17 protein-coding genes and 1 pseudogene are annotated in these 19742 nt (G+C 71.2%); 11 read left to right on the top strand and 7 right to left on the bottom strand.

The features are described from left to right. Positions 1–156: 156 nt before the first annotated feature. Positions 157–1518, bottom strand: a complete 1362-nt coding sequence (locus ABD346_RS21740) for an ABC transporter substrate-binding protein (RefSeq protein WP_344376966.1) — start codon at positions 1516–1518, stop codon at positions 157–159. A gap of 173 nt (positions 1519–1691) precedes the next feature. Between ABD346_RS21740 and ABD346_RS21735 the strand changes: the two genes are divergently transcribed. Continuing rightward, positions 1692–2138 carry an SCO4402 family protein gene (locus tag ABD346_RS21735; protein ID WP_344377158.1) on the top strand — a complete coding sequence of 149 codons (447 nt, stop codon included), beginning with the start codon at positions 1692–1694 and terminating at the stop codon, positions 2136–2138. Positions 2139–2194: 56 nt separating this feature from the next. Further along, positions 2195–3046, top strand: coding sequence for a formyltetrahydrofolate deformylase (gene purU / locus ABD346_RS21730; RefSeq protein ID WP_344376965.1), 852 nt, complete (start codon positions 2195–2197; stop codon positions 3044–3046). A 26-nt stretch (positions 3047–3072) separates the two neighbouring features. Here the strand turns inward: purU and ABD346_RS21725 are convergent. Both ABD346_RS21725 and ABD346_RS21720 read right to left on the bottom strand, forming a co-directional pair. Then, positions 3073–4457 (bottom strand): annotated as a pseudogene (locus tag ABD346_RS21725) (zf-HC2 domain-containing protein). A gap of 8 nt (positions 4458–4465) precedes the next feature. Then, the gene (locus tag ABD346_RS21720; protein ID WP_344376964.1) at positions 4466–5047 is read right to left on the bottom strand and encodes a sigma-70 family RNA polymerase sigma factor; all 582 of its coding nucleotides are present in this window, start codon (positions 5045–5047) and stop codon (positions 4466–4468) included. Between the two features lie 207 nt (positions 5048–5254). Here ABD346_RS21720 and ABD346_RS21715 point away from each other — a divergent pair, with 207 nt between their 5' ends. Together ABD346_RS21715 and ABD346_RS21710 are read left to right on the top strand one after the other, a co-directional pair. Next, positions 5255–5629, top strand: coding sequence for an STAS domain-containing protein (locus ABD346_RS21715; RefSeq protein ID WP_344376963.1), 375 nt, complete (start codon positions 5255–5257; stop codon positions 5627–5629). A gap of 157 nt (positions 5630–5786) precedes the next feature. Next, on the top strand, positions 5787–6317 hold the full coding sequence (locus ABD346_RS21710) for an EF-hand domain-containing protein (RefSeq protein ID WP_344376962.1): 531 nt from the start codon (positions 5787–5789) through the stop codon (positions 6315–6317). Between the two features lie 19 nt (positions 6318–6336). Here the strand turns inward: ABD346_RS21710 and ABD346_RS21705 are convergent, their stop codons facing one another. Together ABD346_RS21705 and ABD346_RS21700 are read right to left on the bottom strand one after the other, a co-directional pair. After that, positions 6337–7281, bottom strand: a complete 945-nt coding sequence (locus ABD346_RS21705; RefSeq protein WP_344376961.1) for a phosphatidylinositol-specific phospholipase C — start codon at positions 7279–7281, stop codon at positions 6337–6339. 38 nt (positions 7282–7319) lie between these two features. Beyond that, positions 7320–8855 (bottom strand): class I adenylate-forming enzyme family protein, encoded by a 1536-nt coding sequence (locus ABD346_RS21700; RefSeq protein WP_344376960.1) that lies wholly within the window; start codon positions 8853–8855, stop codon positions 7320–7322. Between the two features lie 135 nt (positions 8856–8990). On the opposite strand from ABD346_RS21700, the gene ABD346_RS21695 reads away from it, so the two are divergent. The 4 genes from ABD346_RS21695 (at position 8991) to ABD346_RS21680 (ending at position 13176) form a co-directional block, all read left to right on the top strand. Continuing rightward, the gene (locus ABD346_RS21695; protein WP_344376959.1) at positions 8991–10199 is read left to right on the top strand and encodes an amidohydrolase family protein; all 1209 of its coding nucleotides are present in this window, start codon (positions 8991–8993) and stop codon (positions 10197–10199) included. Between the two features lie 25 nt (positions 10200–10224). After that, a complete protein-coding gene (locus ABD346_RS21690) occupies positions 10225–11388 on the top strand; it encodes an acyl-CoA dehydrogenase family protein (RefSeq protein ID WP_344376957.1) in 1164 nt (387 codons plus the stop codon). Continuing rightward, on the top strand, positions 11388–12248 hold the full coding sequence (locus ABD346_RS21685) for an acyl-CoA dehydrogenase family protein (RefSeq protein ID WP_344376955.1): 861 nt from the start codon (positions 11388–11390) through the stop codon (positions 12246–12248). Before ABD346_RS21690 ends, ABD346_RS21685 begins: the two co-directional genes overlap by 1 nt. A gap of 406 nt (positions 12249–12654) precedes the next feature. Next, complete coding sequence (locus tag ABD346_RS21680) at positions 12655–13176, top strand: ATP-binding protein (protein WP_344376953.1); 522 nt, start codon at positions 12655–12657, stop codon at positions 13174–13176. A gap of 247 nt (positions 13177–13423) precedes the next feature. Here the strand turns inward: ABD346_RS21680 and ABD346_RS21675 are convergent, their stop codons facing one another. Continuing rightward, positions 13424–14350, bottom strand: coding sequence for a cyclase family protein (locus tag ABD346_RS21675; protein WP_344376952.1), 927 nt, complete (start codon positions 14348–14350; stop codon positions 13424–13426). A gap of 87 nt (positions 14351–14437) precedes the next feature. Here ABD346_RS21675 and ABD346_RS21670 point away from each other — a divergent pair, with 87 nt between their 5' ends. From ABD346_RS21670 to ABD346_RS21660, 3 genes are all read left to right on the top strand, one after another. Next, positions 14438–15349 carry an SDR family NAD(P)-dependent oxidoreductase gene (locus ABD346_RS21670; protein WP_189961669.1) on the top strand — a complete coding sequence of 304 codons (912 nt, stop codon included), beginning with the start codon at positions 14438–14440 and terminating at the stop codon, positions 15347–15349. A gap of 756 nt (positions 15350–16105) precedes the next feature. Beyond that, complete coding sequence (locus ABD346_RS21665) at positions 16106–17251, top strand: acyl-CoA dehydrogenase family protein (RefSeq protein WP_344376951.1); 1146 nt, start codon at positions 16106–16108, stop codon at positions 17249–17251. Further along, entirely contained in the window at positions 17248–18297 is a 1050-nt protein-coding gene (locus ABD346_RS21660; RefSeq protein WP_344376950.1) for a Zn-dependent alcohol dehydrogenase, read from the top strand. Before ABD346_RS21665 ends, ABD346_RS21660 begins: the two co-directional genes overlap by 4 nt. A 57-nt stretch (positions 18298–18354) precedes the next feature. On the opposite strand, the gene ABD346_RS21655 is transcribed toward ABD346_RS21660, so the two are convergent. Next, positions 18355–19350 (bottom strand): GlxA family transcriptional regulator, encoded by a 996-nt coding sequence (locus ABD346_RS21655; protein WP_344376949.1) that lies wholly within the window; start codon positions 19348–19350, stop codon positions 18355–18357. Positions 19351–19742: the final 392 nt, after the last annotated feature.

The following is a 19742-nucleotide window of genomic DNA, read 5'->3' as shown; positions in this document are numbered from 1 at the left end:
GGCGCTTCCCCGCGTTCGTGGTCGGGTGCGGGCCGTCCGTGGCTTGTCGCGCAGTTCCCCGCGCCCCTGAACCCGCCTTCGGACTCGGGCCGTGCGTGATTGCTCGCGCAGTTCCCCGCGCCCCTGACGGCATGCCCCCTCGCAGAACTCGTATGTTCAGCCGTTCGCCGCCGAGTTCTCCAGGGTTGAACTCACGTCTGTGAAGCCCCCCTTCAGTGACACCAGGCGGCCGTTCTTCACCACCTGGAACGTCACCTGGCGGTTCACGATCCTCGGGAAGTCCGGGGCCGCCAGCATGTCTTCGAAGCGCCAGCGCAGGTCGGGGGTGAGGCCGCCCGTGCTCACGCTGACGCCCTTGTTGAGCGCGCGCACCACGTCCACCGCGCGCACCGAGTCCTGGCCGAGGGACTCGACGATCTTCTTCAGGACCGTGTACGCGATCCACGTGGTCTGCACCCCCGCGTCCGCCGCGTCGATCGCGTCGTCCCCGAAGGCCTGTTCGCGGACGACCTTCTTCATCGGGTCCCAGCGCGGGTCGTCGGCCTCCGGGTACCAGCCGGTGACGTACGCGCCCTCGAAGGGGCCGTCCTTGCCGCCGGTGCGGTCGACGAGGGGCTGGCCGATCGAGCCGATGACCGAGGCGACGCGCACCTTCTGGTCGTCGCTCTCCACCCGCCGGAAGGAGTCGAAAAACGTCTCCGTGCGGTCGCCGAGCACGGCCGTCACGCAGCCCTTCCTCGCCTTCTGCTCGGCCGCCTTCCTGCCGATCCGGCCCACGAGCGCCGGGTCCGCCCCGGCCTGTGCGAGCGCGCGCTGGGCCTCGGCGGTGTAGTCGCCGGCGTCCTCGGTCGTACGGATGTCGGTGGCGGCCCTGCGATGCCCGGCGAGGAGCCCCGCGTCGAGCAGGGTCGGCAGGAGGTCGCCGGCGATGGTGTCGGGGCGTACCAGCGAGACCTGGTCGCAGTCCGGGGCCAGCTGCCGGCCGCTGCCCGCGATGAGGGCGGCCTGGCCGCCGTTGACGGGGTAGGAGAGCGCGCTGGTGAACTCCTGGTCGGATATGCCGTATCCGCCGAGGTAGGGGATGCCGGCCACCTCCAGCGGGGGCATGAAGGCGCTGCCGTACTGGCTGTAGGAGCCCACGACGGCGACCGCCTTCTCCTTCACCGCGCGGCGTGCGCAGTCCGAGGCGCCGGTCGCGGTGTTGTGCTCGTTGCAGGTGATGACGTTCAGCTCGTGGCCGTCGATGCCGCCGCCTGCGTTGACCCAGCGGGCGAACGCCTTGGCCATGGCGGGCATGCCGGGGGTGTTGGTCGCGGAGGTGCCGTCGGGTGCCCAGGTCATCACGGTGATGGGCTCCCTGGAGCCCCCCGCGACTCCAGGGAGCACACCGCAGCCGGTCAACAGGGAGGCGCCGACCGCCGAACACGCGGCGAACACGGTGGCCGTCGTGCTGATCGAACTGATCGAGCGACGGGGCCTGGTCGAGCCCCGGGGACGCTGCCATCCGTAACCGGTCATGTGCCCACACACTTCCGCCCCATGGGTAACGGCAAAGTGAGCATGCTTCAACGCTGGGTGACGTAAAGGTGAATTGCGGGGGGTGATCGGGCCGCGATTGTGGGGAACGTACGATCGAAAACGTGCAGCAAGGTTCAGCAAGCCCTTCCCGTCGCGGCCGTCGCTCCTCCACCATGGGCGGCATGCCGTTGAATGACATGCCGTGGTGGCGCTGGCGTACGAACGTACGGTCCGCGCTGCACATGCTCTCCGACCCCGTCTTCCACGAGGAGACCTGGCTGGCCGGGCGCGAAGGGTTCGGGGACGTCACCGACGCCGTGTACCGCCTGGTCGAGGACACCTGGCTGGACAACTGGTCCGCCGAGAAGTACGTCGGTACGATCTTCCGGGACTCGGGCGAGGCGGCCCTCGTCGACGTCGCCGTCCTGCGGGTGCTGCGCATCATGCACCAGGTCGGCGCCGACGCGCCCGTCTCCGCCTACCTCGCCCACCACGCCTGGCCCGAGGCCGTGCGGGCGGCGCGTGAGGCGCATGTGCGGCTCGCGGAGAGTGACGGTGAGGACCCCGACGCGCCGCCGCGCTCCCTCGAAGTCCTGAGGATCCTGACCCGCTCGGCCTGAGGTCCGGATCCTGGTCCGCGCACGGCGGGGGTGTCCGGTTGTGGCATCCTGCCTGGATGACTGACCAGTACGTCCTCACGCTCTCCTGTCCGGACAAACAGGGCATCGTGCATGCCGTGTCGAGCTATCTGTTCATCACCGGCTGCAACATCGAGGACAGTCAGCAGTTCGGAGACCGCGACACGGGTCTCTTCTTCATGCGGGTCCACTTCTCGGCCGAGTCCCCGGTGACCGTGGACAAGCTGCGCGCCAGCTTCGCGGCCGTCGGCGACTCCTTCCAGATGGACTGGCAGATCCACCGCCCCGAGGAGCGGATGCGGATCATCCTCATGGTGTCGAAGTTCGGGCACTGCCTGAACGACCTGCTGTTCCGCTCCCAGTCCGGCGCGCTGCCGGTGGAGATCGCGGCGGTCGTCTCCAACCACACCGACTTCGCCGAGCTCGTCGCCTCTTACGACGTGCCCTTCCACCACATTCCGGTCACCAAGGACACCAAGGCCGCGGCCGAGGCGCAGCTGGTGGAGCTGGTGCGCGAGGAGCGGGTCGAGCTGGTCGTGCTCGCGCGGTACATGCAGGTGCTCTCGGACGACCTGTGCAAGCAGCTCAGCGGGCGGATCATCAACATCCACCACTCGTTCCTGCCGAGCTTCAAGGGTGCCAAGCCCTACCACCAGGCGCACGCGCGCGGCGTGAAGCTGATCGGCGCGACCGCCCACTACGTGACGGCCGACCTCGACGAGGGGCCGATCATCGAGCAGGAGGTGGAGCGCGTCGGGCACGAGGTCACTCCGGCCCAGCTCGTCGCGATCGGCCGGGACGTCGAGTGCCAGGCGCTGGCGCGGGCGGTCAAGTGGCACGCCGAGCACCGCATTCTGCTGAACGGGCGCCGTACGGTCGTCTTCACGTGACCCCGTGGCCGGACAGCCCCTGAGGGTTACAGCCGGCTCAGCGACGCGGCCGCGAACAGCACGTCCCTGATGGCCTCGCGGTCGCCGCGCTGGCCCACCGCCGCGTCCTGCGGCTGCACATGGCCCGCGGCCAGCCTGCAGAACTCCACGCCGTCCAGGGCCACATGGGCCACCTCGTGCTCCGGCGAGGCGACGGCCGCCGGGGAGTCCAGCGGGATGTGCCAGTCGCCGCCGCCCACGCCCTCGATCTCCAGGCGCAGCGAACGGCCGGGCGAGCCCGCCGTGACCAGGCCGCGCGCGGGCGCCGCGAGGCCCGCCCGGCGGCGGCCGGCCAGCGTGATGGGCAGGACGCGGGCCGCCAGGTCGATCATGCGGTGCAGATGCGCCCCGGACGGCGGGTCGTACGGATAGTCCACCGCGTCCGCGATGTCACCCGCGTGGATCCAGCACTCGAAGGCCCGGTCGAGCATCGCGTCCTGCAGCGGGAGCGCGAACTCCCCGTAGGGGACGGCCAGTTCGGCCACGCCGCGCCCCGCGAACGACACCGTGCGGATCAGCGTGTGGGACTGCTCGCGCCAGGGCTCGCGGACCGTGCGGGTCAGCGGGTACTGCCCGGCCCGCCACAGCGCCTCGGTGCGCGCGGTCGGCCCGGCCGCCGCGGCCTCGGGGTCCATCGGCACCGGCTCGTCGAGACCGAGCGCGGTCGCCACCAGCGCGTCGACGGCCATCAGGTGTCCGATGACGCCCGCGACCGTCGTCCGGCGGGTCACCCGCCGCTCCTGCTCGAACCACTTCAGCCGCACCGGAGCGTGCCATTCGGCATCCCCGAAGTCGTTGAGCAGCGCGTCGAGCCGGGCGGTCTCCGCGTCGTACGGGGCCGCCCACCCGGGCACCGGGATGCGGGCCGGGCGCCGGCCAGGCAGTTCTCCAGAACACGGGAGCGCAGCAGCGGGTCCAGGTCGAGGCTGCGCTCGGTGTGCAGCAGCCCCACCGCGTCCCGCAGCCGCAGCGCCTCGTCGGCGCAGGGCGCGCACTCGGTGAGGTGCGCCTCGACGGCGTCGGTCTCCTCGGCGGAGCACGCGGCGAGAGCCCACGCACCGAGCAGCGACTTCAGGACGGTGTGCGAGGGCGGGTCGGCGTGGGCTTCGTGCGGGGCGGGTTCGTGCACCGTGGCTTCCGGCTCGGGGACGGCTTGGGGCTCGGGATCCGGCTCCGGTGCGGAGTGCGGCTCCGGGTCCATCGAAGCGTGCGGCTCCGGCTCCGGCGGGGTGAAACGGTTACCCTCGCGCGGCCCGGGCAAGAACGTGCCGGATCCGCCCCGCCCGCCGCCGGTCAGGTCGTCGCCCGCCGCCCGCGGTGACGGTATGCGCGGCGTGTTCTCGTCGTCGGGCGTGGGCTCGCCCTGCTCCATCGGGCCCGTCACAGCGCCCGTCCGTATCCGGGCGGTGCGGCTCCTTCCGGCGGCCGGGAGTTGGCCGAGGAGAGCAGTTGCAGGCCGAGCCGCAGGCGCCGGCGCGCCTCGTCCTCGGTGATGCTGAGGTCGGCGGCGGCCTGCCGGTAGTCGCGGCGCTGGAAGTAGGCGAGCTCCAGGGCGGCACGCAGCGGGGCGGGCATGGAGGTGACGATGTAGTCGGCGCGGGCCGCGGCCGAGGCCCGCCGCACCTTCTGCTCCAGCTCCTCGGTCGAGCATCCGCCGTTCTCCGCGTACGTGGACGCCTCGGACTGGCGCAGGCGCTGCACGGCCTGGCGCTGGGTGAGCTTGGCGACCCAGGAGCGCATCGAGCCCAGCTTGGGGTCGTAGGCGTCCGGGTTCTCCCACACGTAGCCGAAGACCTCGCGGGTGATCTGGTCCGCCGCGTCGTCGTCGCTGAGCACGCGGTGGGCGAGGCTGTGCACCAGGGAAGCGAAGCGGTCGTACAGCTCGCCGAGCGCCGCCGCCTCGCCGCGCGCGAGGCGCTGCTGCATCCGGCGGTCCCACCGAGGTGGTGCGTCCTTCGGCATAGGCTCCCCAACCCTGTTGTTCCCCGCGTGTGCCCCTGTGCGCCCGTCCCTGTGTATCTACGAATGTAATGCGACGGGCTGACAATGCACGGAGGTTTGCACCAAGTACTCCCTCGCAAAGGCATCCGGTGGTAATGGCGTGTTTCACGGGAGCGGGCCGGGGCAGCCGCGCAAGGAGGGGGCAGAGTACAGAGAGGGGCCGGCGACGTGGCGCTGAGAGTGGACGAGTCCGAGCAGGGCACGTGGACGGTGCTGCGGGTGAGCGGTGAGCTGGATCTGGTCACCTCGCCGAGACTGCGCAGGCAGGTGCACGACGCGGTCGCCGAGGGCCGCCGCGATCTGGTCCTGGACCTGTCGGGCGTGCAGTTCTGCGATTCGAGCGGCGTGGGCGTGCTGATAGCGGCCCGCCGCCTGATGCGCTCCTGCCAGGGCCGGCTGCGCCTGATCCTGCCCGCGCGCGGTGCCCTGGACGGCAGCCATGTGAACAAGGTGCTCGCCGCGCTCGGGGTGCGACGCCTCTTCGAGGTGTACGGGGATGTGGGTTCGGCCGCCGACGACTTGGCCGAGCCGCTCTCCGCGTAAAGCCGGGCCACTCTCCGCGTAAAAGAAGTCCCCGCCGAACAGAGGAGCACGCCGCACAGAGGTGCCGCGCCGTAAAGGAGTCTCCGCGAAGACACCCCCTGCGGTACTCCTCCGCGTAACCCTCTCGCCCGGGCGCCGTGCGTCGTACGCTCCGGGCATGGACAGTATGAACAGTCCCGAGAGTGCGGAGTACGAGCGCAGGGTGGCCGCCCGTTTCGCCTCCTTCGACCAGGACGGCAACGGCTGGATCGACCGCGAGGACTTCTCGACGGCGGCGGCGGCGCTGCTCTCCGAGTTCGACACGACCGCCCGCTGCGACAAGGGGCAGGCGCTCTACGGCGGCGCCGAGGCGCTGTGGCAGGGCCTGGCCGGGATCGCGGACGTGGACGGCGACCAGCGGGTGACCCGGCAGGAGTTCGTGGGCGGCGCGATCAAACGGCTGCGGGACCGCACGACCGGGTTCACCGAGATCGCCCGGCCCTTCCTGCACGCCGCGTTCGCGGTGGCCGACACGGCCGGCGTCGGCACGGTGTCCGTGCCCGACGCCGAGCGCGCGCTGCGGGCCCTCGGTGTCTCGCCCGGGGTCGCGGCGGACGTGGCCGTGACCCTGGACGAGGACGCCGACGGCCGCATCACCGAACCGGACGCGGTGACCGCCTTCACGGCCTACTTCACGACGATGCCGTGAGGCGGGAGCCGTAACGGGCTCAGTGCCAGTTCCAGTCGATCAGCGTGCGCAGGGTGTCCGGGTGGAAGTCGGGGAAGTCCATCGGGACGACGCCCAGGTGGGTCTGCTGGCTCAGGCGCGCGGCGAGATAGCTCTGTACGCCGGGCATGATCGCGTCCGCGTTGACCTTGGGCCAGCCGCCGCCCGCGTAACTCGTGAAGTTGATGTAGAGCTGGGCCGAGTCCTGGTCGTTGTAGGCGTTGTCGAACTGCTGGGTCACCTTGGCCGTCTTCTTCGACGGCCAGGACAGGCCCTGGTAGATGTCCTGGAGCTTGATGTACTGGTTGGACAGGAAGTCGTTGTCGCCGCCCGGCCATTGGAGCACCGGCCAGTCGTTGTCGAACTGGGCGAGCAGCACGATCTTCCCGCGCGCCTCGCCGAGCGTGGGAACCCGGTCGCTGATCAGGAACCGGGAGCGCCAGCCCTTCTGGTCGAGGTAGACGTTCAGGACGTTCTTGAAGTTGGCGCCGACGTCGTTGTTGGTCCCGTTCTCCTTCTTGAGCCGCATCAGGAGGACTTCGCCGGGGTGGCTGTCGAGGAAGCCCGCGCTCTGGGTGAGCACGTCGCCGAACGTCATGCCCTGGTAGAAGGCGCCGTGGTAGATCCCGAACGCGTCGTTCAGATGGCCTTCGAGCCCGTTGGCCCGGATGTCGAAGAACCGGATGCCCTGCTGCAACTGCTGAGGCAGCCCCCAGTTCTGGGTGTGCGACCACTCGGTGCCGTTGCCCGGGTTGGTGCAGCAGGAGTCGTGGGTCCCCGGGATCGTCATGCGCAGCAGGGACCGGCTGTCGGGCAGCGCCGCCATCCAGTTGGCGGCGTCCGCGCTCGTACGCGGCCGTACGGCGGCCTGGGCGGCGGCCGGGACGAGCGTGGTCGCGGAGACGGCGGCGGCGCCGAGTATGAGATGTCTGCGGGTGAGTTCCATGCGGTCCGTCCTTGTGGGGGAGTGGCAGGGCGCAGTGCTCATGCCCCGCCGAGGCGCTCCCGCAACTTGTATTTCAGTACCTTCCGCAGCGTCTCGTTCCTCGGAAGTGCCTCCACCACCTCAAGCCGCTCGGGCAACTTGTGCACCGAGAGCCCCTGTCCGCGCAGGTAGGAGGTAACGCCGTCCAGCGTCAAATCGCCTGCCCCCGGCCGCTGTTCGACGACGGCACACACCAACTCGCCCCGCTCGGGGTCCGGGAGACCGACCACGGCGGCGTCGCCCACGGCCGGATGCGTGTGCAGCAGGTCCTCGATCTCCTTCGCGGAGATGTTCTCGCCCTTGCGGATGATGATGTCCTTGATCCGCCCGGTGAGGACAAGGTGCCCGGACGTCCGCACATGCCCCACGTCACCGGTGATCAGAAACCCGTCGGCGTCGAAGACGGCCTTCGACTGGGCCGGGTCGAGATAGCCCCGGCACACCGCCTCGCCGCGCAGCCGCACCTCGCCGTCGACGCCGGGCGGCACCGGCCCGCCCGCCTCGTCGGTGATGCGGATCTCCATGCCGGGCGGCGGGCAGCCCTCGGTGGTGGCCAGGTTCTCGGCGGTGTCGTCGGGAGCGCCCATGGTGATCATCGGGACCTCGGTCATGCCGTATCCGTGGGTGAGCTGGACGCCCATCTCGCGTACGACCGCGTGGTAGACCTCGGGCGGTTTCGGCGCGCCGCCGCCCGCGAGCAGCCGCAGGGTCGGGATCACCTTCTCGCCGGGCCGTTTGCGCTGCTCGGCCAGGAACATCGAGTAGAAGGCGGTCGAGCCGCCGGCCACCGTCACGCCGTGCCGGCGGTACTCGTCAAGCGCGTCCGGCAGCGCGAAGTGCTCGAACATCACGGCGGGGAAGCCGTAGAGCAGCAGCATCACCGTGTAGTCGGGCCCGGCTATGTGTGCGAACGGGAAGGCCATCGAGCCCACGTCGGCCGCCGACAGGTGCAGCGCGTGCGCGAGGCAGGAGCCGCCCGCGATCAGCGAACGGTCGGTGTGCAGCACGCCCTTGGGGTCGGAAGTGGTGCCGGAGGTCCAGTAGATCCAGCGTACGGAGGTGCCGTCGGACGGCGGGGGCGGCAGCAGCCCGGGCTCTGCGTCCGGGAGCCGGCCGTACGCCTCGAAGACTCCCCGCGCGCCGAGCCGCCGGGCCATCGCGGTGTGGTCGAAGCCGCGCCACACCCCCGGCACCGCGAAGAACTCCGCCTTCGACTCGCGCAGCGCGAAGCCCACCTCGCGGTCCCGGTAGAAGGGGATCACCGGGGACTGGACCGCGCCGAGCCGGGCCAGGGCGAACGACAGGACCGCCGTCTCGATCCGGGTCGGCAGCTGCCAGGCGACCACGCTTCCCGGCCGTACGCCCATCCCGTACAGGCCCGCCGCCACCCGCTCGCAGCGCTCGCGCAGCTCGCCGAAGGTCAGGGTGCGGTCGCCCTGGAGGAGGACCGGGCGGTCCGGGGTGAGCTCGGCGCGGCGCTCGACCAGCTCCCAGAGCGTGCGCGAGGAACCGAGTGCGTGTGCGGTGTCGGCCATGCCGATCCCCCCAAACTGCCCGAACTGACGGGCTGTCAGATATGGCGGAGAGCGTAGGCCCCCGCTCCTTGCTGGTCCAGGGGTGCGGGGCTAGCCTGACATCTGACGGGTCATCAGATATGCGGAGGGGACCTCATGACCGAACTGCCGCGGATCGTCAGCGTCGACGACCATGTGATCGAGCCGGCCCATCTCTTCGACGTCTGGCTGCCCGCCAAGTACCGCGACCGGGGACCCAAGCCGCTGACCGCCGGAATCGGTGAACTGGCCTACGTGGCAGGCAAGTACCAGATCACGATGGACCCGGACGGGCCGCCCACCGACTGGTGGATCTACGAGGACCTGAAGTTCCCGTACAAGCGCAACATCGCCGCCGTCGGCTTCGACCGCGACGACATGACCCTCGAAGGCATCACACGGGCCGAGATGCGGCGCGGCTGCTGGGACCCCAAGGCGCGCCTGGCCGACATGGACCTCAACCACGTCGAGGCCTCGCTCTGCTTCCCGACCTTCCCGCGGTTCTGCGGCCAGACCTTCGCCGAGGCTCACGACAAGGAGGTCGCCCTCGCCTGCGTCCGCGCGTACAACGACTGGATGGTCGAGGAGTGGTGCGGCGACAGCGGGGGCCGGCTCGTCCCGCTGTGCATCATCCCGCTGTGGGACATCGGCCTCGCGGTCGCCGAGATCCGGCGCAACGCCGCGCGCGGGGTGCGCGCGGTGACGTTCTCCGAGATCCCCACACACCTCGGCCTGCCGTCCATCCACTCCGGCTACTGGGACCCGTTCTTCGCGGTCTGCCAAGAGACCGGCACGGTGGTCAACATGCACATCGGCAGCAGCTCGCAGATGCCCGCCGCCTCCCCCGACGCACCGCCCGCCGTGCAGGCCTCGCTGAGCTTCAACAACGCGATGGCGTCGATGATGGACTTCCTGTTCAGCGGCGTGCTGGTGAAGTTCCCGAGCCTCAGACTCGCCTACAGCGAAGGGCAGATGGGCTGGATTCCGTACGCCCTGGAGCGCGCTGACGACGTGTGGGAGGAGCACCGCGCGTGGGGCGGAGTGCGCGATCTGATCCCCGAGCCGCCGTCCACGTACTACTACCGGCAGATCTTCTGCTGCTTCTTCCGCGACAAGCACGGGGTGGCGTCCCTGGACGTGGTGGGCCGTGACAACGCGACCTTCGAGACGGACTATCCGCACGTCGACTCGACCTTCCCGCACACCAAGGACGTCGCCCTCGACCACGTCAAGGGCCTCGACGACGAGACCGTCTACAAGCTGATGCGCGGCAACGCGATCCGCATGCTGGGCCTCGATCTCGACCGCGACCGCGCCCGCCGATGAACTCGACGTACGCCGAGGAGCGCCGATGGACCTGACGTACACGGACGAGGAGGAGGCCTTCCGGGCCCGGCTGCGCGAATGGCTGGCGGTCTCGCTGCCCAAACTCCCGCCGAAGCCGGACCCGCTGGACTGGCCGGCGAGACGCTCGTACGACACCGCCTGGCAGCGGATGCTGTACGACGCCGGGTACGCGGGACTCCACTGGCCCGAGGCGGCCGGGGGCCGGGGCGCCACGCCCACCCAGCACCTCATCTACCTGGAGGAGACCGAGAAGGCGGGCGCGCCCTACGTCGGCGCGAACTTCGTCGGGCTGCTGCACGCGGGACCCACCATCGCCGCCGAGGGCACCTCCGAGCAGCGGGCGCGCTGGCTGCCGCCGGTGCTGCGCGGCGACGAGATCTGGTGCCAGGGCTTCAGCGAACCGGACGCCGGCTCCGACCTGGCCTCGCTCCGCACCAAGGCGGTTCGCGACGGCGACGACTACGTGGTGACCGGCTCGAAGATCTGGACCTCGCACGCCGAAGTGGCCGACTGGTGCGAGCTGTTGGTGCGCACGGAGCCCATTTCCGCAGCAGTACCGAAGCACCGGGGCATCACCTGGCTCGCCATGCCGATGGACGCGCCGGGCATCACGGTCCGCCCGCTGCGCACGCTCGCCGGGTCGGCCGAGTTCGCCGAGGTGTTCCTCGACGAGGTGCGGGTGCCGGCCGTGAACCGGGTGGGCGCGGAGAGCGACGGCTGGCGGGTCACGATGGTGACCCTGTCCTTCGAGCGCGGCACGGCCTTCGTGGGCGAAGTGGTGGCCTGCCGCAGGACGCTGAGCGAGCTGGCGGCGACGGCGAAGCGGAACGGGACCTGGGACGACCCGGCGATCAGACGTCAACTCGGTCTGCTGAGCGCGGAGTTCACGGCTCTGTGGCGGCTGACTCAATGGAACGTGAGCGAATCGCAGCGCGTCGGCGGGGTCCCCGGCGTCGGCGGCTCGGTCTTCAAGCTCCGCTACTCGCACGCCCGCCAGGAGCTGTACGACACCGCGGCCCGTATCCTCGGCCCGGACTCCCTCGACCTCGAACGCGAGTGGACGCTGGACCGCCTCTCCTCCCTCTCGTACACCATCGCCGCCGGTACGTCGCAGATCCAGCGGAACATCGTCGCCGAGCGCATCCTCGGCCTGCCCAAGGGGCGCTGATGGACTTCCAACTCACCGAGGACCAGCGGGCCTTGAAGGCGGGCATGCGCGAGCTGCTCGAAGCGCGGTTCGACCGGGACGCCCTGCGGGCGGCCGTGGACCGGCCGGGGCTCGACCGGTCGCTGTGGCGGGCACTGGGCGACGCGGGCTTCTTCTCCCTCCGGCTGCCCGAGCACGAGGGCGGCGTCGGGCTCGGACTCCCGGAGGCGGTCCTGGTGTTCGAGGAGGCGGGCCGGGCGCTGCTGCCGGGCCCGCTGGTGGCGACCCACCTCGCCGCCGGGACGGTGGAGGGCGCGGCGACCGGCGAGCGGGTGGTGACCCGGGTCGACGGCGCTCTGGTCGCCTGGCTGGACGAAGCCGACCACGTGCTGGGGGACGCCTCGGACGCGACCCCGATCCGCTCGCTCGACCCACTGACCCCGCTGCACCGGACACGTGGAACCCGTACGGCCACAGCCGTCGAGGCCGTCCTCCTGAGCGCGGCCGAACAGCTCGGCAGTGCGGCCCGCAGCACGGACCTCGCCGTCCAACACGCGCGGGCGCGCGAGCAGTTCGGGCAGCCGGTCGGCGCGTTCCAGGCCGTGAAACACCTGTGCGCGGAGATGCTCGTACGGACCGAGGTGGCGCGGGCGGCGGTCTACGCGGCGGCCGTGACGGGGGATCGGTACGAGATCGCCGGGGCCAAGCTGCTCGCGGACGAGGCTGCCGTACGCGGGGCGCGGGACTGTCTCCAGGTGCACGGCGGAATGGGGTTCACGTGGGAGGCCGATGTGCATCTGCACCTCAAGCGGGCCTGGGTGCGAGCCGGGCAGTGGCAGTCGGCGGAACAGGCGGCCGAAACACTGGCCTCGGCGCTGTAGGGCGTACGGGGCGGCACGGTGAGCGGTCACGGTGCGTTGACGGCCGGCGGCCCGGCGCACTTGCCCCGGGCCGGAGTCAGGGGCGCTCTCCGGTACTCTCCGTGGGATGCGAGTGGTGGTGTGGCGCGGCTCTCCCGGTGTTGCCAGTGCGGTGACCCCGGGCCCGGGGCCGCACGCCGCCCACACCGCACGGAGGCGTCGTACGCGCTCCCGTTCGGTTTCCCGCAAAGTGAGCCGCACAGTATGCACCACGCATACTCCTTCGCGCTGGAATATGCCCGAAGCGCTTGTTGCGGTGACTGTACGTCAACCATGCTGTCTCCCATGGGAATCACGTTCAGTGACCCCGATGGTGGTCCCTGTGAGGCGCGAGGCGATGTGTCCGCCGGTTCGGATGGTGTGAACGGTGCAGGTGCTTCAGGTGCAGTTGGAGGTCGGGCCGGATCCCGCCGAGGTGGGCCGGGCCCGGAGGTGGGCCCGCTCGCGTTTGGCGGGATCCGGAATAGGGCTCGATGAGCCGTGTGCCGAGACGTTGATCCTGCTGATCTCGGAGCTCGTCACCAACGCCGTGGTGCACACGGGCTGTCCGGCGGTGCTGCGGATGCTGCTCGGCCCGGCCGAGGGGGGCACCGTCCGGGTCGAGGTGGCGGACACCAGCTGTTGTCCGCCCAAGCCGCGCCACGCGCTGGGCGACGACACCAACGGACGCGGCCTCGAACTCGTCGACGGGCTCGCCGACCGCTGGGGCTGGCGGCCCGAGGGCGTGGGCAAGTCGATCTGGTGCGAGGTGGACCGCGACGCGCCCGAGGTGCTGCCGGCACCGGAGCGTTCGGGGCACTCGGGGCTCAAGGAGCTTTCGGGGCGCACGGACGGGGCGTACGGCAGCGGGGCGTACGAACCCCCGTGCGCTGTCACAAATACGGCATAAGTCGCGAACCCTTCAGTGGGTGTTGACGCCTGGTGTCGGCCTGATCACTCTGGGATGAGCGATTCGTCGCGAGGGGACGCCGAGGACTCTGCACGGCCTCGGCGAGTGCGGGTCGTGGCACGGCGTCGGCTCCATCAGGGCGAGGCTCCTCTCAGGGCATGCGAGGAGCAGAGCCGGTACGCCGATGCCTGGGTGGCGGCGACGGTGCCGCGCTCGGGGCGCGCACGTGGCGCCGCCACCCGTGGATCTACAGGATCGCTACCGGGGCGACGGGGGTTCCGGTGGCTCCCACAAAGGGTTCCGGCATGGCGCTCAGCAGGAACGCGTACCGCGATGCCTCGGCGCAGGCGGTCGACAGGTCCTCCAGATTCCAGTTCTGGCCCTGGAGCATGCCCATCTCGACGAGATCCAGGGCGTGCACGGGCAGCCACAGGTCCTCGATCTCGGGCGGGAAGATCTCGAAGGTGAGGGTGTCGTTCGCGACGGCGGCGACGTCCCGCGCGTGGAACCACTCGGGCGTACGCACGGAGAGTCCCGGTGACGGATAGCCGTAGCCGTGCTTGTCTCCGGCCAGGTACACCTGCATCTGCCCGGTGCGTACGAGGACGATGTCCCCGGCGCGCACGGTTACCCCCGCGAACTCCTCCGCCTCGGCCAGGTCCTCGGGCGTGACCGCGTGGCCGCCTTCGAGCCGGTCGAGGCCCTTGGCGCGGGCGATGTCGAGGAGCACCCCGCGCGAGACGACGTGGCCGGGCTTGTCGATGCCGCTGAACTCGGCGCCGCCGTGCGGGGTGATGGTGGCGGCGGGCCGGCCGTTGTAGATCTTCCCCGAGTGCGAGACGTGGGTCAGGGCGTCCCAGTGGGTGGCGGCCTGGAGCCCGAAGGTCACCGCGTCGTCGCTGCACGCGACGGTGCCGGGGCCGAAGATCTCCTGGTTGATCTGGACCATGGTGTGCAGTGGGTTGACCCGCCCGGGGATGACGCCCGTCTGGACGCCGTCCTGCCGGAGGGGGAGGGCGAGGGGGACGCGGCGGCCGGAGCGGATGTGGCCGGCGGCCTGGCGGACCGTCTCGCCGGTGATGTGATTGAGCGTTCCGATTTCGTCGTCGGGCCCCCAACGGCCCCAGTTGTTCACGCGTTTGGCGATTTCGTGGAACTCGGGCGGCAGTGACATACGCGTCCCTCCCGGGGGCTTGTGGTGGAGCATCCGACGGGTCATAGAATCTAACGGTCCGTCAGAAACCGCGGGAAGGGGCCGGACGTGGGGAACTTCTTGGCAGGCAAGGTCATCGCAGTGACGGGGGCCGGCCGGGGTATCGGCCGTGCTGTCGCGCTGGCGGCGGCCGCCGAGGGAGCCAGGGTCGTCGTCAACGACTACGGCGTCTCGATCGAGGGCGCCGAGCCCAGCAGCGAGATCGCCGACGCGGTGGTGAAGGAGATCGTCGCGGCGGGCGGCGAGGCGGTGGCCGTCGCGGACGACATCTCGACGATGGCGGGCGGCCAGCGCATCGTGGACACGGCGCTCGCCCAGTACGGGCGGATCGACGGGGTGGTGTGCGTCGCGGGCATCCTGCGCGAACGCATGCTGTTCAACATGTCCGAGGAGGAGTGGGACCCGGTGGTCGCCACGCACCTGAAGGGCACGTTCACGGTGTTCCGGGCGGCATCGGCGGTGATGCGCAAGCAGGGCTCGGGCACGCTGATCGGCTTCACCAGCGGGAACCACCAGGGGAGCGTGGCGCAGGCGAACTACAGCGCGGCGAAGGGGGGGATCATTTCGCTGGTCAGGAGCGCGGCGCTGGGTCTGCACAAGTACGGGGTAACTGCCAACGCCGTAGCGCCTGTTGCCCGCACCCGGATGTCGGCGAACGTTCCCATGGAGCTGAAGGAGATCGGCTCGCCGGAGGATGTGGCGGCGCTTGTGGTGTACCTGCTGTCCTCGCGGGCCCGGGAGGAGGGGATCACGGGCCAGGTGTACACCATCGCGGGCCCCAAGATCGCGGTGTGGGCACAGCCGCGGGAGCTCCGCGCGGGGTACGCGGAGGGGGCCTGGACCCCGGAACGGATCGCGGACTTCCTGCCGGGGACGGTGGGGGTGGATCCGATGCCGATGCTGGCGCGGCTGGAGGAGATGGCGCGGGCGGCGGCGGGTTCGGAGCGGCCCAATGCGTAGCGCCTCCGGCGGGGGTGGGGGGTGCTGGGCTTGCCGGGGTGNCGCCGGGGGGGGGGGGGGGGGGGGCGGGGCGGGCGGGGGTGCCTGGGGCTCCGCCCCCGACCCCGGGGGTTCGCCCACCCGCCCGCCCGTGCGGGGGGTTGGTTCGGCTGAGCCCTGGGGCGCTGCCCCGGACCCCGGAGGTTTGCCCACCCGCCCGCCCGTGCCTCGGAGTCGGACAGCCAGGCCCTCCCGGGGCTCCGCCCCGGACCCCGTCGCGCCTGAAGGGCGCTCGTCCTCAAACGCCGGACGGGCTGGGAGTGGGCTGAGGTCCGTGATCGCCTGACGGCTGGGAGCGCATGCGTGGGCATCCTGTCCAGGATCAACCCTGCCGGGGGCGCGGGGAACTGCGCGAGCAACCACGCAAGTCCTGCGGCCGAAAGCGGTTCAGGGGCGCGAGGCTGTGAAATGGTGCGGCTCCCGCCGCGTGGGTCGGGCCAGCAACACCCCCCAGGGGCGCGGGGAACTGCGCGAGCAACCAGGCACGGCCCGGGGTCGAAATCGGGTTGGGGGGCGCGGGGAACTGCGCGATCAGCTGTTCGTGGCCCGTGGGTGAACGCCGTCGTTCCCCATCCAGCCCCTCCGGCGATTGAGGAGAGGGGGCCGGAGGGCTCCCTGCACCGGCCGCCCGCCACCGGCCCGCGGTCGACGAAACAACCCCCGGCGGGTCTCGGGAAGGGGCGGGGTGGGGGAACTCTCTCTGACACAGGAGGCGCCATGGACTTCCGCACCACCCCCCAGGACGACGCGTTCCGCGAGGACGCAAGGGCCTGGCTCACCACCCACCTCGCCCGCCAACCACCCGACTGGGAGAGGGAGTTGGGCCAGGGCGGATGGATCGGCATCGGCTGGCCGGACGACGCGACGTACGGCAACAGAACCGCCACCCTCACCCAGCAGGTCGTCTGGGCCGAGGAGTACGCCCGCGCAGAAGCCCCCGCCCGCACCGGCCACATCGGCGAAAACCTCCTCGCCCCCACCCTCATCGCCCACGGCACCCCCGAACAGAAGAACCGCTTCCTGCCCCCCATCGCCCGAGGCGAGGAACTGTGGTGCCAGGGCTACAGCGAACCCGGCGCCGGCTCCGACCTGGCCGGCATCCGCACCACCGCCCGCCGCGCCGGCGACGGCACGTACCGCGTCACGGGACAGAAGAGCTGGACCTCGCTGGCCCACGAGGCCGACTGGTGCTTCGTGCTGGCCCGCACCGAGGAGGGCTCGCGGCGCCACCACGGCCTCTCGTTCCTGCTCGTACCGATGGACCAGCCGGGCAGGATCGAGGTCCGGCCGATCCGGCAGATGACGGGGACGAGCGAGTTCAACGAGGTGTTCTTCGACGGGGCCGAGGCCCGCGCCGAGCACCTCGTGGGCGGCGAGGGCAATGGCTGGCAGGTGGCGATGAGCCTGCTCGCCCTGGAGCGCGGAGTGTCCACCCTGGCCCAACAAGTGGGCTTCACAAGGGAGTTGGAGCACATCATCGCCCTGGCCACGGCCGGCGGCGCACCCGCCGACCCCGCCCTCCGCGCGCAGCTCGTCCAGCAGTGGGCCGAGCTGAAGGTCATGCGGTGGAACGCACTGCGCACGCTGGGGAGCTCGGGGGACGCCGGGGCGCCCAGCGTGGCCAAGCTGCTCTGGGGCGGGTGGCACCGGCGGCTCGGGGAGCTGGCGATGGCGGTGCGGGGCGCGGCAGGCACCGTGGGCCCGGCGGACTGGAGCGAGCCGAGCCCGTACGAACTCGATCCGCTCCAGCACCTGTTCCTGTTCACCAGGGCCGACACGATCTACGGCGGCTCGGACGAGATTCAGCGCACCATCATCGCCGAGCGCGTGCTCGGCCTGCCGAGGGAGGTCAGTGTTCCGTGAGAGGTGTCCTTTTCGACGGGAAGCAGAGCCAGGTCGTCGACGATCTGGAGATACGGGACCCGGGGCCGGGGGAGGTGCTCGTGGCCGTCGCGGCGGCGGGTCTGTGCCACTCGGACCTGTCCGTGATCGACGGGACGATCCCGTTCCCGGTGCCGGTGGTGCTCGGCCATGAGGGCGCGGGCGTGGTGGAGGCGGTGGGCGCGGGGGTCGGCCATGTGGCGCCGGGGGACCACGTCGCACTGTCCACGCTGGCCAACTGCGGGGCGTGCGCGGAGTGCGACCGGGGCCGGCCGACGATGTGCCGCAGGGCGATCGGCATGCCGGGCCGCCCGTTCTCGCGGGACGGGTCCCCGCTGTACCAGTTCGCCTCGAACTCGGCGTTCGCGGAACGCACCCTGGTCAAGGCCGTACAGGCGGTGAAGATCCCCGAGGACGTGCCGCTCACCTCGGCGGCGCTGATCGGCTGCGGGGTGCTGACGGGTGTGGGCGCGGTCCTGAACAGGGCCAGGGTGGACATCGGCGACACCGTCGTGGTCATCGGCACCGGTGGGATCGGCCTCAACGTCATCCAGGGTGCGCGCATCGCGGGCGCCTCGGTGATCGTCGCCGTCGACAACAACCCGGCGAAGGAGGCGCTGGCCCGCCAATTCGGGGCAACCCACTTCCTCGCCTCGTCGGACGGCGTCCGGGACATCCTCCCGAACGGTGCCGACCACGCCTTCGAATGCGTGGGCCACCCGGCTCTGATCCGCGCCGCCGTGGACCTCCTGGACCGCCACGGCCAGGCCGTCCTCCTTGGCATGACCGCCCCCACGGTGGAGGCGTCCTTCCTGCCCGCCGCCCTGTTCCTGGACAAATCCATCCTGGGCTGCCGCTACGGCAGCTCCCGCCCGCAACGCGACATCCCCCGCTACGCCGACCTGTACCGCAAGGGAGCCCTGCTCCTGGACGAACTGGTCACCAGGACGTACCCCGTGGAGGACTTCGCGAAGGCGGCGGACGACCTGCACCACGGGCGGGTGGCCCGGGGGGTGCTGACCTTCTGAGCGGCGGCCCATCTGTGCACGCGGCCCTTCCGGGACGTGGTTCTTCCGGGAGGCGGCTCAGCCCGCAGCCCCCGCCCGGAACGTACGCCGGTAGACCGTCGGGGGGACGCCCAGTGTCGTCTGCAGGTGCTGGCGCAGGGACGTCGCCGTGCCGAAGCCGGCCGCGCGGGCTATCGCGTCCACCGACAGGTCGGTGGATTCCAGGAGGTGGCGGGCGTGTTCCACGCGTTGCTGGGTGAGCCACCGGCCGGGGCTCAGGCCCACCTCCTCGCGGAAGCGGCGGGTGAAGGTGCGGACCGACATGGCCTCCCGTTCGGCCAGGTCGCGCAGCTGGATCGGCTCGTGCAGGCGGCCCAGCGCCCAGGCCCGTGCGGACGCCGTCGTCGCCAACTGCGGTTCTGGGACGGGGCGTTGGATGAACTGGGACTGGCCGCCCGGGCGGTGCGGGGGTACGACCGTGCGGCGGGCCACGTCGTTGGCGATCGCCGAGCCGTGGTCGCGCCGCACGATGTGCAGGCACAGGTCGATCCCGGCGGCCACGCCCGCCGAGGTCAGCACGTCGCCGTCGTCGATGAACAGGACCTCCGGGTCCACGTCCACGGCGGGGAAGAGCCGCTGGAAGTGCTCGGCCGAGGCCCAGTGCGTGGCGGCCGGGCGGCCGTCGAGACAGCCGGCCGCCGCCAGGACGTAACCGCCGGTGCAGATCGACACCATGCGCGTTCCTGGGCGTACGAGGGCGAGGGCGGCGGCCAGTTCCGGGGTGAGCACGCCCTCCTCGAAGACCGGGCCGAGCTCGTAGGAGGCCGGGATCACGACCGTGTCGGCGGTGGCCAGGGCCTCCGGGCCGTTCTCTACGAGGATCGAGAAGTCGGCGTCGGTGCGGACGGGGCCGGGTGGGCGGATCGAGCAGGTCACCACGTCGTACAGCGGTCCGCGTGCGGGGTCGGCCGCGCGGCCGAAGATGCGTTGGGGGATGCCGAGTTCGAAGGGGAGGATGCCGTCCAGGGCGAGGACCACGACGCGGTGGGGTGGTATGCGACCGGCTCCGTTCACGCGTCCTCCTCGACGACGGGGTGATGGTCTGCACCGCTGTCCGATGTGCCCGCGGTCCTGTGACGGACAAGTCCGCGCCCGGCCGGGACATTCCCCACCCCGCCCTTTCCCGCTATGACACTCTGCGGCTCCGCCGCGTGGCCTCCGGGGGTGTGGGTGTGCTGATCCGGACTCCTGGGGCTCCGCCCCAGACCCCGTATCGCGCCCAAGGGGACCCCATGACGGGCTGAAGATACCGGCGTCGGCCACGGTCGATGCCGACAGGGGCACGGGGCTGTGACGCCTTTCGGGAACGGGGGGCCGGGGCAGCGCCCCGGGAACGGACCTCAGTCCGCCCCCCCCTCCCCCCGGAGGCCACGCGGCGGAGCCGCGGAGTGTCACAGCGGGAAGGG

It is taken from the genome of Streptomyces mauvecolor, from assembly GCF_039532965.1.
In the GTDB taxonomy this organism is placed as follows: Bacteria; Actinomycetota; Actinomycetes; order Streptomycetales; family Streptomycetaceae; genus Streptomyces; species Streptomyces violascens.
Note: the sequence above shows the minus strand (reverse complement) of the source record. Positions and strands in the feature narration are given on the sequence as shown.